Annotated in this window: 15 protein-coding genes; 8 read left to right on the forward strand and 7 right to left on the reverse strand. The window is 71.7% G+C overall.

What is annotated here, in order from left to right; genetic code table 11:
• Window positions 1-51: 51 nt before the first annotated feature.
• The 3 genes from OHB04_RS11995 to OHB04_RS12005 all read right to left on the reverse strand — a co-directional run bounded on the left by OHB04_RS11995 (window position 52) and on the right by OHB04_RS12005 (window position 4022).
• Window positions 52-1293, reverse strand: a complete 1242-nt coding sequence (locus tag OHB04_RS11995) for a polyamine ABC transporter substrate-binding protein (RefSeq protein WP_326807440.1) — start codon at window positions 1291-1293, stop codon at window positions 52-54.
• A gap of 140 nt (window positions 1294-1433) precedes the next feature.
• On the reverse strand, window positions 1434-2957 hold the full coding sequence (locus OHB04_RS12000; RefSeq protein WP_326807441.1) for a gamma-aminobutyraldehyde dehydrogenase: 1524 nt from the start codon (window positions 2955-2957) through the stop codon (window positions 1434-1436).
• A 300-nt stretch (window positions 2958-3257) separates the two neighbouring features.
• On the reverse strand, window positions 3258-4022 hold the full coding sequence (locus OHB04_RS12005; RefSeq protein ID WP_326807442.1) for a DUF4190 domain-containing protein: 765 nt from the start codon (window positions 4020-4022) through the stop codon (window positions 3258-3260).
• 85 nt (window positions 4023-4107) lie between these two features.
• Here OHB04_RS12005 and OHB04_RS12010 point away from each other — a divergent pair, with 85 nt between their 5' ends.
• From OHB04_RS12010 to OHB04_RS12020, 3 genes are all read left to right on the forward strand, one after another.
• The gene (locus OHB04_RS12010; RefSeq protein WP_326807443.1) at window positions 4108-5178 is read left to right on the forward strand and encodes an adenosine deaminase; all 1071 of its coding nucleotides are present in this window, start codon (window positions 4108-4110) and stop codon (window positions 5176-5178) included.
• Window positions 5179-5183: 5 nt separating this feature from the next.
• On the forward strand, window positions 5184-5933 hold the full coding sequence (locus OHB04_RS12015) for a glycerophosphodiester phosphodiesterase (protein WP_326687674.1): 750 nt from the start codon (window positions 5184-5186) through the stop codon (window positions 5931-5933).
• Window positions 5934-6109: 176 nt separating this feature from the next.
• Complete coding sequence (locus OHB04_RS12020; RefSeq protein ID WP_326692689.1) at window positions 6110-6475, forward strand: zinc-ribbon domain-containing protein; 366 nt, start codon at window positions 6110-6112, stop codon at window positions 6473-6475.
• A gap of 98 nt (window positions 6476-6573) precedes the next feature.
• Here OHB04_RS12020 and OHB04_RS12025 read toward each other — a convergent pair whose 3' ends face one another.
• Window positions 6574-8007 (reverse strand): gamma-aminobutyraldehyde dehydrogenase, encoded by a 1434-nt coding sequence (locus OHB04_RS12025; protein ID WP_326687675.1) that lies wholly within the window; start codon window positions 8005-8007, stop codon window positions 6574-6576.
• Window positions 8008-8178: 171 nt separating this feature from the next.
• Between OHB04_RS12025 and OHB04_RS12030 the strand changes: the two genes are divergently transcribed.
• From OHB04_RS12030 to OHB04_RS12050, 5 genes are all read left to right on the forward strand, one after another.
• The gene (locus tag OHB04_RS12030) at window positions 8179-8667 is read left to right on the forward strand and encodes an Lrp/AsnC family transcriptional regulator (protein ID WP_326687676.1); all 489 of its coding nucleotides are present in this window, start codon (window positions 8179-8181) and stop codon (window positions 8665-8667) included.
• The gene (locus tag OHB04_RS12035; protein WP_326687677.1) at window positions 8652-10058 is read left to right on the forward strand and encodes an aspartate aminotransferase family protein; all 1407 of its coding nucleotides are present in this window, start codon (window positions 8652-8654) and stop codon (window positions 10056-10058) included. The genes OHB04_RS12030 and OHB04_RS12035 overlap by 16 nt, the downstream gene beginning before the upstream one ends.
• A gap of 179 nt (window positions 10059-10237) precedes the next feature.
• The gene (locus tag OHB04_RS12040; RefSeq protein WP_326687678.1) at window positions 10238-11014 is read left to right on the forward strand and encodes an ABC transporter ATP-binding protein; all 777 of its coding nucleotides are present in this window, start codon (window positions 10238-10240) and stop codon (window positions 11012-11014) included.
• The gene (locus OHB04_RS12045) at window positions 10996-12228 is read left to right on the forward strand and encodes a hypothetical protein (RefSeq protein WP_326687679.1); all 1233 of its coding nucleotides are present in this window, start codon (window positions 10996-10998) and stop codon (window positions 12226-12228) included. Before OHB04_RS12040 ends, OHB04_RS12045 begins: the two co-directional genes overlap by 19 nt.
• 184 nt (window positions 12229-12412) lie before the next feature.
• On the forward strand, window positions 12413-13423 hold the full coding sequence (locus tag OHB04_RS12050) for a hypothetical protein (RefSeq protein WP_326687680.1): 1011 nt from the start codon (window positions 12413-12415) through the stop codon (window positions 13421-13423).
• Here OHB04_RS12050 and OHB04_RS12055 read toward each other — a convergent pair.
• The 3 genes from OHB04_RS12055 to OHB04_RS12065 all read right to left on the reverse strand — a co-directional run bounded on the left by OHB04_RS12055 (window position 13406) and on the right by OHB04_RS12065 (window position 17258).
• On the reverse strand, window positions 13406-14449 hold the full coding sequence (locus OHB04_RS12055; protein WP_326807444.1) for an ABC transporter ATP-binding protein: 1044 nt from the start codon (window positions 14447-14449) through the stop codon (window positions 13406-13408). The genes OHB04_RS12050 and OHB04_RS12055 overlap by 18 nt on opposite strands.
• Entirely contained in the window at window positions 14449-16059 is a 1611-nt protein-coding gene (locus OHB04_RS12060) for an ABC transporter permease (protein WP_326809434.1), read from the reverse strand. The genes OHB04_RS12055 and OHB04_RS12060 overlap by 1 nt, the downstream gene beginning before the upstream one ends.
• Window positions 16060-16181: 122 nt before the next feature.
• Window positions 16182-17258, reverse strand: a complete 1077-nt coding sequence (locus OHB04_RS12065) for a thiamine ABC transporter substrate-binding protein (protein ID WP_326687682.1) — start codon at window positions 17256-17258, stop codon at window positions 16182-16184.
• Window positions 17259-17392: the final 134 nt, after the last annotated feature.

Below are 17392 nucleotides of genomic sequence, written 5' to 3' on the forward strand. Positions count from 1 at the left end.
CACAGGGGGTCGAAGGCGGGGCCCGGGGCGGAGCGCCCCGGCGAGCGGGGGTCAGGCCCCGATGAGCTTGGCGAACTTCTCCTCGTACGCGGCCTCTTCCTTGGCGCTCATCGGCCGGAAGTTCTTGCCCTTGGAGATCATGCGCGCGTCGGGGAAGAGCAGCTTGTCGTCCGCCAGCTCCTTGTCGATCTTCTCCATCTCGGCCTTCGCTCCGGAGACGGGACAGATGTAGTTGACCCACGCGGCCAGCTCGGCGGCCTCCTTGGGCCGGTAGTAGAAGTCGATCAGGGCCTCGGCGTTGCTCTGGTGGCGGGCCTTGGCCGGGACGAGCAGGTCGTCGGTGCCGAAGAGATAGCCGCGCTCGGGTACGGCGAACTCGACGTCCGGATTGTCGAGCTGGAGCTGCACGATGTCGCCCGCCCAGGCCACGCAGGCGGCGATGTCGCCCGAGTCCAGCTCGTCCATGTAGTCGTTGCCGCTGAATCGGCGCAGCTGTTTGCGGTCGACGGCCTTCTGGATGCGGGCGATGGCGGCGTTGAAGTCGTCCTCGTCGAAGCGTTCGGAGTTGACGCCCATGTCGAGCATGGTCAGCCCGATGGTGTCGGTCATCTCCGTCAGCATCGAGACGCGGCCCTTGAGGGACTCGTCCTCCAGCAGCTGGGTGACGCTGGTGACCTTCTTCCCCTTCGTCGCCTTCTTGTTGTACGCGACGATGCAGGCGGTGCCCGCCCACGGGTAGCTGAACTGGCGCCCGGGATCGTGCGCCGCCGCGCGGAAGCGGTCCTCCAGGTTGGTGACCGCGTGCGGGAGGCGGGCCGGGTCGAGGCGCTGCGCCCAGCCCTGCCGGATCATGCGCCCCGCCATCCAGTCGGACAGACACACCAGGTCGCGCCCGGTGTCCTGGCCCGCCGCCAGCTGGGGCTTGATCTTGCCGTAGAACTCGTTGTTGTCGTTGACGTCCTCGACGTACTTGACCTTGACGCCGCTCTCCCGCTCGAAGCGGTCGAGGGTGGGGCGCTTCTTCTTGTTCTTCGGGTCGACGTCGATGTAGAGGGGCCAGTTGGCGAAGTTGAGGACCTTCTCCTCGCGGGAGTGGTCCGGGGTGTCGCCCGGCCCGTCGCCGCCCTTGCTGCCGGCGGCCGGTGGAATGCCGCAGGCGGCCAGTGCCGTGCCGCCCGCGGCGAGCGAGGCGGCGCGCAGCAGTCTGCGCCGGGACATGGCGGCCCGGCCGCTGGTGAGGCCGCGCTCCCACGCCTTGGCGACGGGCTCCGGCATGCCTTCGTACAGGTCCATGGGGACCGCCTTCCTGGGGAACGGGGAGGGGGAAGGGCTGGAGGGGGGTGGCAGAGGGGAGCCCTCATGGGCGCTCCCGAATGCCCTCGGAGAGGACCCCCGGGGGGTCGCTGTCGGGGGGCAGCCCCCACGGGCAGCCGTCAGCGGTCACCGAAGACGGTGCGGTGCCAGTCCTTCCGGACGACCCCCGTGGTCTCCGACATGACGTGCTTGATCTGGGTGTACTCCTCGAAGGAGTAGGCCGACATGTCCTTGCCGTGACCGGATGCCTTGTATCCGCCGTGCGGCATCTCGCTGATGATCGGGATGTGGTCGTTGAGCCACACGCATCCGGCCTGGAGCTCGCGGGACGCGCGCCCGGTGCGGAAGACGTCGCGGCTCCAGGCGGAGGCGGCGAGTCCGTAGGGGGTGTCGTTGGCGAGCGCGATGCCCTCGTCATCGGTGTCGAACGGCAGCACGACCAGGACGGGCCCGAAGATCTCCTGCTGGACGATCTCGCTGCCTTGCGGGGCGCCGGTGACCAGCGTCGGCAGGTAGTAGGCGCCCTTCGCCAGCTCCCCGCCCGGCGCCTGCCCGCCGGTGACGACGGTGGCGTAGGCGCGCGCCCGCTCCACGAAGGCGGCGACCCGGTCGCGCTGCGCGTGCGAGATCAGCGGCCCCAGGTCGGTCCCCTCGGCGAACGGGTCGCCCACGCGCACCCCGCTCATCAGGTCGGCGACGGCGGTCACGAACGCTTCGTAGAGGGGCCGCTGCACATAGGCGCGGGTCGCCGCGGTGCAGTCCTGGCCGGTGTTGATGAGCGCGCCCGCGACGGCGCCGTGGGCCGCAGCCGCCACGTCGGCGTCGTCGAAGACCAGGAAGGGCGCCTTGCCGCCCAGTTCGAGATGGAGCCGCTTGGCGGCGCGGGAGGCCGTGGTGGCGATCTCGGCGACGCGTCGTCCGACGGCGGTGGAGCCCGTGAAGGAGGTCATGGCGACGTCCGGGTGCCCGACGAGGGCCTCTCCCGCGTCCTTGCCCGCGCCCGTGACGATGTTGATGACGCCGTCCGGGATGCCCGCCTCCTGGGCCGCGGCGGCGAACATCAGCGAGGTGAGCGGGGTGAGTTCGGAGGGCTTCAGCACGATGGTGTTGCCCGCCGCGACGGCGGGGAGCACCTTCCAGGCCGCCATCTGGAGCGGGTAGTTCCACGGCGCGATGGAGCCGATGACACCGAGTGGCTCGCGGCGTACGTACGAGGTGTGGCCGCCGCTGTACTCGCCTGCCGCGACGCCGGTCAGCCCGCGCGCGGCGCCCGCGAAGAAGGCGACGTTGTCGAAGGAGCCGGGGATGTCGAACTCCCGCGACAGCTTCAGCGGCTTGCCGCACTGGAGCGACTCGGCGTACACGAACTCCTCGCTCAGCTCGCCCAGCCGCACGGCCCAGCGGTGCATGGCCTCGGAGCGCTCGGCGGGCGTGGCGCCCGCCCACTCCGGAAAGGCCGCCCGGGCCGCGCCGACGGCGGCGTCGACATCGGCGGCGCCCGCCAGGCCGAAGGTGAGGACGCGCTCGCCGGTCGCCGGATCCACGACCGGATGCGAGCGGCCCGAGGTGCCCGAGGCGGGTTTCCCCGCGACGTACTGGGCTCCTGCGGCAAACCGCTCTGACACGTCGAAGCGCTGGACCATCGGGGACTCTCCTGCCTGTGCGGCGCGGGGGCGTACTCCGGGCGGCCGGACCAGGCGTGGCAACACACCGTGGCCTGGACCGCCATTGGCAGCCGATCCTGACAGGGGATCCGTCAACCAACAAGGGATTCCGTCGGAACCTTTTGATTACGCCACGGAATCTGTACCCAGCACGCCCTCCCACCCACCGATTGAGCAGCCCCGGGTTCGCACGGCACACGAAAGCGGGCCGCGGCCGAAGTACCGGCCACGGCCCGGGAGTACGGTCCGGGAGCACAGCCCGGAAGTACGCCCCTCGCCCTACCTCCCGAGGTGCGGCGCGCTCCCCGGAACAGCCGGGGCCGAGACCTTCGCGTCGTACGAGTCCCCGCCACCCCCGCCGCCGCCCCCGCCGGGGCCACCGTCCTGGCCGCCTCCGGAATCGCCGTCCCCGGACGTCAGCCCGATCACCAGCAGGGTGCTGACGACGACCGCGACGACCAGCCCGACGATCCCCAGCACGAAGCCGGCCGTCGCCTGGCCGCGCCCGCCCAGCTCCCCTGCGCGCACGGCGCGGCGTGCCCTGACGCCGAGAATGAGCGCCACGGTCGAGGTGATCACGCTGAGAAAGCTGCCCCAGCAGGTGACGATCAGCACCACGCTGACGATGCCCACCACCATGGCGGCGATGGACCTGCCCGCCGGCGGCGGCGGTCCCTGCCAGCCGTATCCGTAGGACGCGTACGAGCCCGCGCCGTACGCCCCCTGGCCGGGCGCACCGGGATACCCCTGCTGTACGCCGTAGGGCCCCGCCTTCGGCCCCGTCCCGGGTCCAGGTCCCGCGCCAGGGCCGGGCCCCGCGCCGGTGCCGTATCCGTACCCGGCGCCGTATCCGGGCTGCCCCGCGTACGGCCCTGCCGGTCCGTCCGGAGCGAGGGGAATCGGCGGCGGCTGCTCCTGCCCGGCGCCGCCCGGACCGGCCGCGTCGCCGCTTCCGGGCGACCCGGCCGCCCATGGGCCCTGCTGCTGGCCGTCCGTCCACCCCGGTCCCCCGAAGGGCGGCGGATGCCCGGCCCCGTCGTCCATCCTGTCCCCTCTCCTGCCCTCCCGTTCACTCGCCGTCCCATGCTATTCGCCAGCTCAGACACCGCTCCGGGCCATCCGACCTACGATGAACCGGTCCCCAAGGAGCCGGAGGCACAACTTGTCCGATTCAACCGACCTGAGCGCCTTCATCGCCGGGCTGCCCAAAGCCGAGCTGCACGTCCACCACGTCGGCTCTGCCTCCCCCCGCATCGTCGCCGAACTCGCCGCGCGGCACCCGGGCGCCGGGGTGCCGACCGATCCCGAAGCGCTCGCCGAGTACTTCACGTTCACGGACTTCGCGCACTTCATCCAGATCTACCTCTCCGTCGTCGACCTCATCCGCGACGCCGAGGACGTGAGGCTGCTCACCTACGAGATCGCCCGCGACATGGCGCGCCAGTCGATCCGCTACGCCGAGCTGACCGTCACCCCTTACTCCTCGGTGAGCCGTGGCATCCCCGACGGCGCCTTCCTGGAGGCGATCGAGGACGCCCGGGTCTCCGCCGAGCGCGAGCTGGGCGTGGTGCTGCGCTGGACCTTCGACATCCCGGGCGAGGCCGGCCTCGCCGCCGCCGAGGAGACCACCAGGATCGCGACACAGATGGCACCCGACGGGCTGGTCTCCTTCGGGCTGGGCGGGCCCGAGATCGGTGTGCCGCGCCCGCAGTTCAAGCCCTACTTCGACCGCGCGGTCGCCACCGGCCTGCACAGCGTGCCGCACGCGGGCGAGACCACGGGCCCCGGCACGATCTGGGACGCGCTCACCTCGCTGCGGGCCGAGCGCATCGGCCACGGCACCAGCGCCACGCAGGACCCCCGGCTGCTGGAGCACCTGGCGGAACGAGCCATTCCGCTGGAGGTCTGCCCCACCTCGAACATCGCGACCCGCGCCGTGGAGACCCTGGAGAGCCACCCGATCGGGGAAATGGTCAAAGCGGGCGTCCTGGTCACCATCAACAGCGACGACCCGCCGATGTTCGGCACCGACCTCAACACCGAATACGCCATCGCCGCCCGGCTGCTGGGCCTGGACGCCCCGGGAGTCGCTGCGCTGGCCAGGAACGCCGTCAAGGTCTCCTTCCTGGACGACACGGGCAAGTCCCGGCTGTACGAGGAGATCGACGCCCACCTGGCCGCCTGGCAGCGGCAGGCGTGAGGGCCATGGCGACGCCGGGATACGGCACGGCCGGCGAGGTCCGGCCGCGGGACGGCGCCAAGCGGCTGAGGGCGGTCGCACACCGGGGAGCGCCCTTCACCGCGCGCGAGAACACCCTGGCCTCCTTCCGCGCCGCCGTCGAACAGGGCGCCGACGCGGTGGAGCTGGACGTCCGTCTGACGCGGGACGGGGCACCCGTCGTGCTGCACGACAGGACGCTGGCGCGGCTGTGGGGGCACGACGTGGCCGTCGCCTCCCTGACCCGCGAGCGGCTGGCCTCCCTGGCATCCGGCATCCCCTCGCTCACCGAGGCGCTGGCGGAGACCGGCGAGGTGCGCACGATGATCGACCTTCCGGACCCGGGAGCGGTACGCGCCACCGTCGGCGCCGTACACGAGGCGGGAGCGGCGGACCGCGTGTACTACTGCGGCGGCCCGGAGGCCATGCGCCGGGTGCGGGCCGCCGACCCGTCGGCCGAGCTGGCGCTCAGCTGGGACCGCGCGGCCCCGGTGCGGGCCACGTTGCTGGACGAGCTGCGCCCGCGCTGGCTCAACTACGGCTTCGGGCTGCTCACTCCCGAACTGGTGGCACGCGCGCACGCGGACGGCCGGCTGGTCTCCGCGTGGACCGCGGACCGGCTGCGTACCATGCGCAGGCTGGCGGCGATGGGCGCCGACTCGATCACCACGAACCACATCGCACGGCTGGTCGGGGAGCTGGGCCGGAAGGAAGGGACGGCTCCGCGGGGCCGGTGAGCCGGATGCTCCGTCGAGCACCGTGCGGGGCTGCCGGACACCACGGCCGCCGTGCGGCGCCACGACGCCGCACGGGGCCCGTCGGTGCAGGGCTGTTACACGATTCGGCTTACGGCAGGAGTCCGCCCGATGGTTGGCTTGAGGTAACACCTACGCACGCGTGAATGGAGCCCGCCGTGATCATCTTCGGCACCACCAGCAAGCTGGTTCAGCTGGCCATGCTGAATCTGCTCTGCGGTTTCTGTGGCAACCCGTCCGCACACGGACTGCGCAAGCGGGTAACGAAGTTCTCCCTCTTCTTCATCCCGCTCTTCCCGATCGCACCTGCGAAGCACTCGTTGCAGTGCACGTTCTGCGGCGCCCAGAGCGAGGTGCCCAAGGAGGAGGCGGAGCGCATGCTCGCGCAGGCGGCGGCCCCCGGCGGCCAGCCCGGTCCCCAGCAGGGCATGAACGGTGTCCCGCAGCAGCCGGGCCAGGGCGGCAACCCGTACGCCGGGCAGTACCAGCCCCAGCAGCAGCCGGGAAACCCCTACCAGTCCTGAAGCGGACCCCGCACACGGCAGAAGCGTCAGGGGCCCGGTACCGCACACGGCGGTACCGGGCCCCTTCGTGCCGGCTCACATCGCGGTTTCGCGGTGGCTCACATCGCGGTCATCACGTGCTTGACCCGCGTGTAGTCCTCCAACCCGTACATCGACAGGTCCTTGCCGTACCCGGACTTCTTGAAGCCGCCGTGCGGCATCTCGGCGACCAGCGGGATGTGGGTGTTGATCCACACACAGCCGAAGTCGAGCGCCTTGGACATCCGCATGGCGGTGCCGTGGTTGGTCGTCCACACCGAGGAGGCCAGCGCGTAGTCGACATCGTTGGCCCAGGAGAGGGCCTGTGCCTCGTCGGTGAACTTCTGGACGGTGATCACCGGCCCGAAGACCTCGTTCTGGATGATCTCGTCGTCCTGCTTGAGGCCGGAGACGACGGTGGGCGCGTAGAAGTAGCCCTTGTCACCGACGCGTTCGCCGCCCGCCTCGACCTTGGCGTGGGCCGGGAGGCGGTCGATGAAGCCGACGACCTTCTCCAGGTGGGTGGGGTTGTTGAGCGGCCCGTAGAAGCAGTCCTCGTCGCTCAGGTCTCCGGTCTTGACCTCGGCGGCGGCCTTGGCGAGCGCGGTCACGAACTCCTCGTGGACGCCTTCCTGCACGAGCACGCGGGTCGCGGCCGTGCAGTCCTGGCCCGCGTTGAAGAAGCCGCCGTCCCTGATGCCCTCGACGGCCGCCGGGATGTCGGCGTCGTCGAAGACGACACACGGCGCCTTGCCGCCGAGCTCCAGGTGGACGCGCTTGAGGTCCGTGGCGGCGCCGCTCGCGACCTCCATGCCCGCGCGCACCGAACCGGTGATGGAGGCCATGGCGGGGGTCTTGTGCTCGACCATGAGGCGGCCGGTGTCGCGGTCGCCGCACACGACGTTGAAGACGCCCTTCGGCAGGATCTCTCCCATCACCTCGGCCAGGAAGACCGTGGAGGCCGGGGTGGTGTCGGAGGGCTTGAGGACGACCGTGTTGCCCGCCGCCAGCGCCGGGGCGAACTTCCATACGGCCATCATCGCCGGATAGTTCCACGGCGCGACCTGCGCACACACGCCGATGGGCTCGCGCCGCACGAAGGAGGTGAGGCCCTCCATGTACTCGCCCGCCGACTTTCCGTCCAGCATCCGGGCGGCGCCCGCGAAGAAGCGGATCTGGTCGAGCATCATCGGCAGCTCTTCCTGCCGGGTCAGCTCCAGCGGCTTGCCGCAGTTCTCGCACTCGGCGGCCAGCAGTTCGCCCGCTCGCGCCTCCAGCGCGTCGGCGATCTTGAGGATGGCCATCTGACGGGTGCCGGGGGTCGCGTCGCGCCAGGCCGGGAAGGCGGCCTCGGCAGCGGCCATCGCGGCGTCGATATCCGCGCCGCCCGACAGCGGCGCCGTGGCGTACGCCTCGCCGGTGGCCGGGTTGACCACCTCCGTGGTCCGGCCGTCAGCGGCGTCCCGGAACTCCCCGTCGATGTAGTTGCGCAGCCGACGCAGCTCGGTGGTCACTTCGCACCCCTCCTGCTCCGTTGTCCAATGGGTGAGACCGCCACCCTAACTGCCCGCACAACGCATTCGATACACCTGACCCCCCAGAACAACGGAATCAGTTTCTTTCTCACCCATCGACTGCGGATTACATCGCATACGGGTTGCGGTACGGAGGAGGTCTCATGCACAGTGACGCCTGTGGCTCGCGACTCGAAGAAGACGAACGGCTCCTCGTCCCTGGATGCCGTGTCCCTGGCGATCATCGAACAGCTCCAGGAGGACGGACGGCGTCCGTACGCCGCGATCGGCAAGGCCGTGGGCCTGTCCGAGGCGGCCGTGCGGCAGCGCGTCCAGAAGCTCCAGGAGCAGGGCGTCATGCAGATCGTCGCGGTGACCGATCCGCTCACCGTCGGCTTCATGCGCCAGGCGATGCTCGGCGTCACGGTCGAGGGGGACGTCGAGCCGGTCGCCGACGCGCTCGTGGAGATCGAGGAGGTCGACTACGTCGTGATAGCGGCGGGCTCCTACGACCTGCTGGTCGAGATCGTGTGCCAGGACGACGAACACCTCCTGGAGCTGATCAACAAGCGCATCCGGTCCCTTCCCGGCGTGCGCTCCACCGAGAGCTTCGTCTACCTCAAGCTGCGCAAGCAGACCTACACATGGGGAACGCGATAACAGTGAGCAAGGACAGTCACGCCGGCCAGGAAAGCAACGACCTCTCCCGCACCGCGCACGAGCACCTGTGGATGCACTTCACCCGCATGTCCTCGTACGAGAACGCGCCGGTCCCGACCATCGTCCGCGGCGAGGGCACGTACATCTACGACACCGAGGGCAAGCGCTACCTCGACGGTCTGGCCGGCCTGTTCGTCGTCCAGGCGGGCCACGGCCGCGTCGAGCTGGCCGAGGCGGCCAACAAACAGGCCCAGGACCTCGCCTTCTTCCCCATCTGGTCCTACGCCCACCCCAAGGCCATCGAACTGGCCGAGCGGCTCGCGCAGCACGCGCCCGGCGACCTGAACAAGGTCTTCTTCACCACGGGCGGCGGCGAGGCCGTAGAGACGGCCTGGAAGCTGGCCAAGCAGTACCACAAGCTCACCGGCAACCCCGGCAAGTACAAGGTGATCTCACGCGCCGTCGCCTACCACGGCACCCCGCACGGCGCCCTGTCCATCACCGGACTGCCCGCGCTCAAGGCCCCCTTCGAGCCGCTGGTCCCCGGCGCGCACAAGGTGCCCAACACCAACATCTACCGCGCCCCGGTCCACGGCGACGACCCGGAGGCGTTCGGCCGCTGGGCCGCCGACCAGATCGAGCAGCAGATCCTCTTCGAGGGCCCGGAGACGGTCGCCGCGGTCTTCCTGGAGCCGGTGCAGAACGCCGGCGGCTGCTTCCCGCCACCGCCCGGATACTTCCAGCGGGTACGCGAGATCTGCGACCAGTACGACGTCCTGCTCGTCTCGGACGAGGTCATCTGCGCCTTCGGCCGCCTGGGCACGATGTTCGCCTGCGACAAGTTCGGCTACATCCCCGACATCATCACCTGCGCCAAGGGGATGACGTCCGGATACTCGCCGATAGGCGCCGCGATCATCTCCGACCGGCTGGCCGAGCCCTTCTGGAAGGCCGACAACACCTTCCTGCACGGCTACACCTTCGGCGGCCACCCGGTCTCGGCTGCCGTCGCGCTCGCCAACCTCGACATCTTCGAGCGCGAGGGCCTCAACCAGCACGTGCTGGACAACGAGGCCAACTTCCACACCACGCTGCGGAAGCTGCACGACCTGCCGATCGTCGGCGACGTCCGCGGCAACGGCTTCTTCTACGGCATCGAACTGGTCAAGGACAAGGCGACCAAGGAGACCTTCTCCGACGAGGAGTCCGAGCGCGTCCTGTACGGCTTCTTGTCCAAGGCGCTGTTCGAGGCGGGCCTGTACTGCCGCGCCGATGACAGGGGCGACCCGGTCATCCAGCTCGCGCCCCCGCTGATCTCCGGCCAGGAGGTCTTCGACGAGGCCGAGCAGATCCTGCGCTCGGTGCTCACCGAGGCGTGGACCAAGCTGTAGCCCGGACAGCGCCGCGGGCCCGGACCGAGCTGTAGGCCCGGACCGGCTCCAGCCGGGCGGCAGGGCTCCCCCGCGCGCGGTCTCCCAAGGCGGGGGCATCGGTTCCAGTGACCGATGCCCCCGCCTCTCGTTTCACCCTCCAGAGGGAACACGGCGCACAGTTGAGTGGAGGTGCCCCCATGGCCTCGCCGGACAACGACGTGCTCTGGGCACGCGGACTGCATTACGCCTACGACGGGTCACCCGCGCTCCAGGGCGTCTCGCTCGGCATCCGGGAGGGCGAGATCGTCGCCGTCACCGGTCCACGCGGCAGCGGCAAAACGACACTGCTGCGCTGTCTGTCCGGACAGTCGCTGCCCGGGCAGGGCGAAGTCTGGTTCAACAGCGCCCCGGTGAACGCCCTGAGCCGCCCGGCCCGCGAGCGGCTGCGGCTCAGCCGGTTCGGCTGGATCGACAGCAGCCCCCGCCTCATCCCCGAGCTGACCGCCTGGGAGAACGCGGCCCTCCCGCTCCTGCTGCACGGCTCGGGCCACCGGACGGCGCGCAAGGCGGCCCAGGAGTGGCTTGAGCGGCTGGACGTCGGCGACTGCGCGCGCAAGCGCCCCGTCGCGCTGCGCCAGTCCCAGCGCCAGCGGGTGGCCGTGGCCCGCGCCCTGATCCACTCCCCCTCCGTGCTGTTCGCCGACGAGCCCACGGCGCCGCTCCACCAGAGCGACCGCGCCCAGGTGCTGCGTACGCTGAGCGCCGCCGCCCGCTCGCACGGCATCACGGTGGTGCTGGCCACCCACGACCTGGCCCTCACCCAGGCGGCACGGACGGCGGATGTGACGGGCGCCGCGCTGGCCGACCGCACCGTGGCACTGGCCGACGGGCGCCTCGTCCGCGCCCTCACGCCGGGAGCCGCTCCCCTGCCCGCCGGACCGGAAGGCGCGACAGCGTGCTCGCTCTCCGTCTGACCTTCTCGGCGCCGCCCCTCGCGCTGCTGCTCCGGATGCTGCTGCTGTGTTCCTCGGCGGGAGTGGGCCTGCTGCTTGTGACGGCCCTCGGTCACGCCCTCGAACACCAGGCGCATCCCGCACCGTCGGTGGCCCGGCTGCTGTGGTGCCTGGTGCCGCTGGCCGTCACCGCGCAGTTGTCCGCCGCGCTCTCCCGTACGGAGCCGCGGCTGGATGCCCGCACGGGGCTGGCCTCGGCCGGGCTGGGGCCCGGCGGACTGCCGCTGCTGGCGGCGCTCACGGCCGCGGTGCCGTGTGTGGCGGGCAGCGGTGTCGCCCTGCTGCTGGTGGCCCGCCGCAGCGGCGAGAACGGTCTGACGCTGCCCGGGGCGCTGGTCGACATCCCCCTGCCGGGCCTGCCGCTCCCGGTGCCCGCGACCCTGACGCTGCTCAGCGCCGTCCCCGTGGTGGCGGCCGGAGCGGCGGCCTGGGCCGCACGGCCGCGCGGGACCGGGGCGGCGACCGGCGCACCGGATGCCGCATCATCCGACGCGTCCACCAGTGAGGCACCCCAGGAGCGGCTCGACGCGCGCGGTGCGCCCGTGCGGACGGGGCTGCTGTGGGGCACGGCGCTGACCGCGTCAGGGCTGCTGCTCGCCGCCTTCTCCGCGAGCAGGCTGCCCGGACGCACGCCCTCGTCGCCGGGGAGCACGGAACGTCCCGTCCGGGCCGAGGACCTGGTGGCCTCGCCGCTGCCCGCCGGATGGACGCTGGCGGCGGTCGGCCTGGTGCTGGCCGGCCCCGGTCTGGTGGCGCTCGGCGGACGCCTGCTGGCCCTCGGACTGCCAGGGCCCGTACGGCTGTTGGCCGGGCGGGCGCTGGTGAGGGAGGCCCCGTACGTCGGACGGCCACTGGGCGGGCTGGGGGTGACCGCCGCCGCGCTGGTGGCCTTCGCGCGGATCCGGGGCACCGGGGGCGGAGCTGCGGCGCGTCTCCCGGGTCCGCTGGTGGGGCTGGCGGTCGCGCTGATGGCGTGCTGTGTGGCGGGTACGGTGCTGGCGGCGCTGGCCCGGGCCCGGCACACCCGGCTGCCCGCCTCGCGGGTGCTGGACCGGCTCGGTGCCCCCCGCAGGGTGCGGCGCCGTGTGACGCTCTCGCGCATGGCGGTCCTGACGGCGGTCTTCGTGCTGCTGGTCTGGGGCGCCGGCCTGCTGGCCGCGCTGCCGCTCTCCTGAGAGGCCCCGAGGGAGGTCTCCCCACAGTCCCGGCGGTGGCCCCGCCCGCGGCATACCTAAAGGCGCGCGGTCCCGGGGCGCGGCGTTTTTGCGTATACCTACGTAGCCGGTCACCGATGACCGGATACCGCGCGCGCGACCACGCTGGAGCACACAACCGGACCGATGTGTGTGCGGAGGCGGAATGGTGATGGCAGGCATCTTCGACCGTGAGGAAGGGCGTGCGCAGCACGGATTCCCTGGACTGATCGGCCGGGGCTGGGAGTCCGCGAAACTGGACGGCTTGCTGCGGCGGTTCCGGCTGGTGACGGTCGTGGGCATGGGCGGGGTCGGCAAGAGCGCCCTGGCGGCGGACGCGGCCGAGCGGGTGGGCCGTACGGGCACCACGGTGGTCGCCGTCGACATGGCGGGACTCAGCGGCACCGAGCCCGTCTTCCAGGCCGTCGGCCGCTCGTCGTCCCAAGCGCTGCTGCTCGTTGACAACTGCGACCGCCTGCCGGCCCCCTCGGCGGCCCTCGGCCGGCTGCTGGAGGCCCGTCCAGGGCTGCGGGTGCTGGTCACCTCGCGACGCGGGCTCGGCACGAAGGGCGAGGCGGTGCTGCCGCTGGCACCGATGCAGCTCCACGACGCGGTCGCCCTGCTGAAGCTGCGGGCCCGGCAGCTGGGCGCCCCGCTGGCGGACGACGACGAGGCGCGGGTGACAGCGGGCCGGATCTGTCTTCGGCTGGACTGTCTGCCGCTGGCGCTCGGCCTGGCAGCGGGCCGGCTGCCCGACCGGGGCCCCCGCGAACTGCTGGTACGGCTCTCGGATCGGGGCGGTCCGCTGGGGCTCTCAGGGGTCGGCAGCGACATTCCCGACCGGCACCGCACGCTGCGGCACTGCCACGGGTGGAGCCACGAGCTGTGCATCGCCCAGGAGCGGCTGCTGTGGGCACGGCTGAGCGCCTTCGGCGGCACCTTCACGCGCACCGCCGCCGAACAGGTGTGTGGGGACGAGCAGTTGTCGCGCTCCGCCATCGCCTCGGCCGTGAACGGGCTGGTGGGCCAGGGACTGCTGGAGCACGTCAACGAGCGCCCCGAGCTGCTCAGGATGCCGCGCACCGTCCAGGACTACGGAGCCGAGTGGCTGACCCGGCTGGGCGAGGAGACCCGGCTGCTGGAGCGGGTCCTGATGTGGTCACGCGGCCTGCTGTGAGCCGCCGAGCGCCACCACCTCGCGCGGGTCGAAGACGACCCCCACCTCTTCGCCCTCCCGCGGCGCGTCCTGCAGCGTGCATGCGGCCTCCAGCGGCGGCCCGTCATACGGGCGCAGCAGGACCGTGACGGCCGACGCGTCGCCGCCGCGGAACGTACGGGCCTCCACCGTGCAGCGCAGCCCCTCCTCCGGGGCGCGCAGCAGCACCCCGCCGGGCCGTACGAGCAGCCGGGTCCCGCCCTGCGGAGTGTCTTGAGGGACGGCGAGCTTGCCCCAGGCCGTCTCGGCGGAGTCGCCGCGCACCGTCGCCTCCGTGATGTTGTCGAAGCCGAGGAAGCGCGCCACGAACTCCGAGGCGGGCCGCAGCCACACCTCCAGCGGGCTGCCCGCCTGTGCGATGCGCCCCTCCTCCATGACCACGACCCGGTCGGCGAGCGCGAAGGCTTCCCCGTGGTCGTGGGTGACGGCCAACGCCGTGGTGCCCAGCCGGTGGAAGAGCGCGCGCAGTTCGACGACCAGCCGCTCGCGCAAGCTGCGGTCCAGCTGCCCCAGCGGCTCGTCCAGCATCAGCAGCCGGGGGCGCGGCGCCAGGGCACGAGCGAGCGCGACCCGCTGCTGTTCGCCGCCCGACAGCGCCGTCACGGCCCGCCGCCCGGCCCCGGGCAGCCCGACGAGTTCCAGGAGTTCGGCGACCTGACGGGCCGTCTCCTCCTTGCCCGTACGGTGCATACGCGGCCCGAAGGCGACGTTTCCCGCCACGTCCCGCTGCGGGAACAGCTGGTGGTCCTGGAACATCAGCCCGACGCCCCGCTTGTGCGGCGGCACCCCGGCCTGGTCCCGGCCCGAGAGCAGCACCCGGCCGGCGTCGGTCCGCTGGAGCCCGGCGACCACCCGCAGGAGGGTGGATTTTCCGCTGCCGCTCGGCCCGAGGACGCACACGGTCTCGTGCTCGGCCACCTGAAGGTCCACGGCGTCCAGCGCCGTCCGCCCGCCGAAGCGTACGGTCACATCCTCCACTCGCAGCATCACAACTCTCCCTGGCTGTCGGTGCGTACCCGCTCCAGCGCGAGCAGTACGCCCGCGCACACGAGCATCAAGATGGTGCTCAGGGCCATCGCCTGCCCGTAGTTGGTCTCTCCCGCGCGGCCGAGCATCCGGGCGATCGCCACCGGCAGGGTCGGCGCGTCGGGCCGCGCGATGAACACGGTGGCGCCGAACTCGCCCAGGGAGACGGCGAACGCGAACCCGGCGGCGACCAGCAGCGCGCGCCGCACCATCGGAAAGTCGACCTCCCGCCAGGCCCGCAGCGGCGAGGCGCCCAGCACGGCGGCGGCCTCCCGCAGCCGTACGTCCACGGCACGCAGCACCGGAAGCATCGTCCGGATGACGAAGGGCACCCCCACCAGGGCCTGGGCCAGCGGCACCAGGATCCAGGACGAGCGCAGGTCGAGGGGAGGCTCGTCCAGGGCGATGAGGAAGCCGAAGCCGACGGTGACGGCCGAGGTGCCCAGCGGCAGCATCAGCAGCGCGTCGAAGCCGCGCACGAGCCGGCCCGCACGCCTGGTCAGCGCCGTGGCAGCCAGCCCGCCCACCACCAGCGCGATGGCCGTCGCCGCCGCGGCACAGGCGAGGGAGTTTCCGAGCGCTTCGATGGGTGCGACGACGAACGTCGCGCTGTCGGGCTGTGCCCCCAGCGCGCGGAAGAAGGTGAGCCCGTACCCGTCGGGCCCGTCGAAGGCCCGCTCGACCAGCACCGCGAGGGGGACGACGACCAGCACCGCGATCACCCCCAGCACCGACCACAGCACCGCCCACTGGCCTGCCCCGGCCGGGCGGCGCGCGGTCTGTGCTGCGGGGACGAGGTGCAGCGCCGTCTCCCGCTTGCGCAGCGACCAGGCGTGCACGGCCAGCAGCGCGGCGACGGCGACGAACTGGGTGAGCGTCAGCACGGCCGCCGTCGGCAGGTCCAGCAAGGTGGCGGTCTGGCGGTAGATCTCCACCTCCAGCGTCGCGAAGCGGGGCCCGCCCAGCACCTGGATGACGCCGAAGCTGGTGAAGGTGAACAGGAAGACGATCAGCGCCGCGGCACCCAGCGAGGGGGCCAGCGCGGGCAGGGTGACGCGCCGCCAGGCGGCCAGGCGACCGGCGCCCAGGACCCGTGCCGCCTCCTCCTGGCGCGGGTCGAGCTGGGACCAGAAGCCGCCGACGGTGCGCACGACCACCGCGTAGTTGAAGAAGACGTGCGCCAGGAGGATGGCCCACACGCTGGTGTCCAGCCGCACCCCGAACCACTCGTCGAGCGCTCCCCCGCGCCCGGCGAGCGCCAGGAAGGCCGAGCCCACCACGACGGTCGGCAGCACGAACGGAACGGTGACCAGGGCCCGCAGCAGCCGCTTGCCGGGAAAGTCCAGCCGGGCGAAGACGTAGGCGGCCGGCAGTGCCAGCGCGAGGGTGAGCGCCGTGGAGGCCGCCGCCTGCCAGACGGTGAACCACAGCACCTGGAGGACGTCGGGATCGCTGAGCACCTGTCCGATGCGCCCGAAGTGCCACCGCCCACCCTCGCGCAGCCCCCGGCTGACGATGGCGATGACCGGATACCCGAAGAAAACGACGAAGAAGACCGCCGGCACTGCCATCAGCCCCAGCCGCGCCCAGGTGCCGCGCTTCCGCCATCCGGTGCGCGAGCCGCGGCCGGTGCGGGGCCGCCCGGCCGGAGGCGGGGCGGCCGGGAGAGGGAGAGCCGGGTCGGGTGCGTCGGCTATTTCACGACGAGCGAGGTCCACGTCTTGATCCACTGCTCACGGTTCTTGGCGATCTTCTTCGGTGCCACGGTGGCGGGGCTGTCGATGGTCTCGCCGTACTTGGTGAACAGCTTCGGCAGCCTGGCGTCCTCGCGTGCCGGGCTGACGAACATCTTCAGCGGCAGATCCTCCTGAAACCTCTTGCTCAGCAGGAAATCCAGCAGCGCCTTGCCGCCCTTGGTGTTCTTCGCGCCCTTGAGCAGCCCGGCGTACTCGGTCTGCCGGAAGCAGGTGTCCTTCGCGATCCCGGTCGGCGCCCGCGCGGGCTCCGGCTTGGCGCCCAGCACCTCGACGGGCGGGCTGGAGGCGTAGGAGACGACCAGCGGCTTGTCGCCCTTGCCCTTGCCGCCGCGCGAGCCGCTGAAGCGGTCGTTGTACGCCTGCTCCCAACTGTCGACAACCTCCACGCCGTTGACACGCAGCTTCTTCCAGTAGCCCTGCCAGCCCTTTTCGCCGTATTCGTCGACGCCGGCCAGGAGGAAGGCGAGACCGGGCGAGGAGTTGGCGACGTTCTCGGTGACCAGGAGGTTCTTGTAGCGGGGCTTGGCCAGGTCGGCCAGGGTGCGCGGCGGGGTGAGCTTCTTGTCGGCGAACCACTTGCGGTCGTAGTTCACGCACACGTCGCCCGTGTCGACGGGGGTGACCCGGTGCCTGCCCCGGTCGGCCTGGAGCCTGGCGGGCACCTTGGCCAGGCCCTTGGCCTTGTACGGCTGGAAGACACCCCCGTCCAGCGGGCGGGACAAGAGCGTGTTGTCCACGCCGAACAGGACGTCTCCTTGGGGGTTGTCCTTGTTGAGCACGGCCTGGTTGACGGTGGCGCCCGCGTCCCCGCCCCGCATGACCTTGACCTTGTAGCCGGTGCGCTTCGTGAAGTCCTTGAGCACGGACTTGGAGGCGGCGAAGGAGTCGTGGGTGACGAGGGTGACGGTCTTGGAGTCGCCCTCGCCCCCGGAGCCGCCGCAGGCGGTGGCGAGAAGGGCGAGGGTGAGGACGGCTGTGGTGGCGGCAGCGGCGCGGCGCGCGTGCTTGTTCATGGAGTGCATCGACTTCCTACCCGGCATGACCCGGGCGAGGTTCGAGGGTCTGCGGCGCGTACGGGACGCACGGCCGCACTCTCAGCGCTGTAAGCGCTCCCCTGTCGGCTGTTCGGTTGTCGGGCCGCCCACAG

Origin of the sequence: Streptomyces sp. NBC_01775, assembly GCF_035917675.1 — a bacterium.
GTDB lineage: Bacteria > Actinomycetota > Actinomycetes > Streptomycetales > Streptomycetaceae > Streptomyces.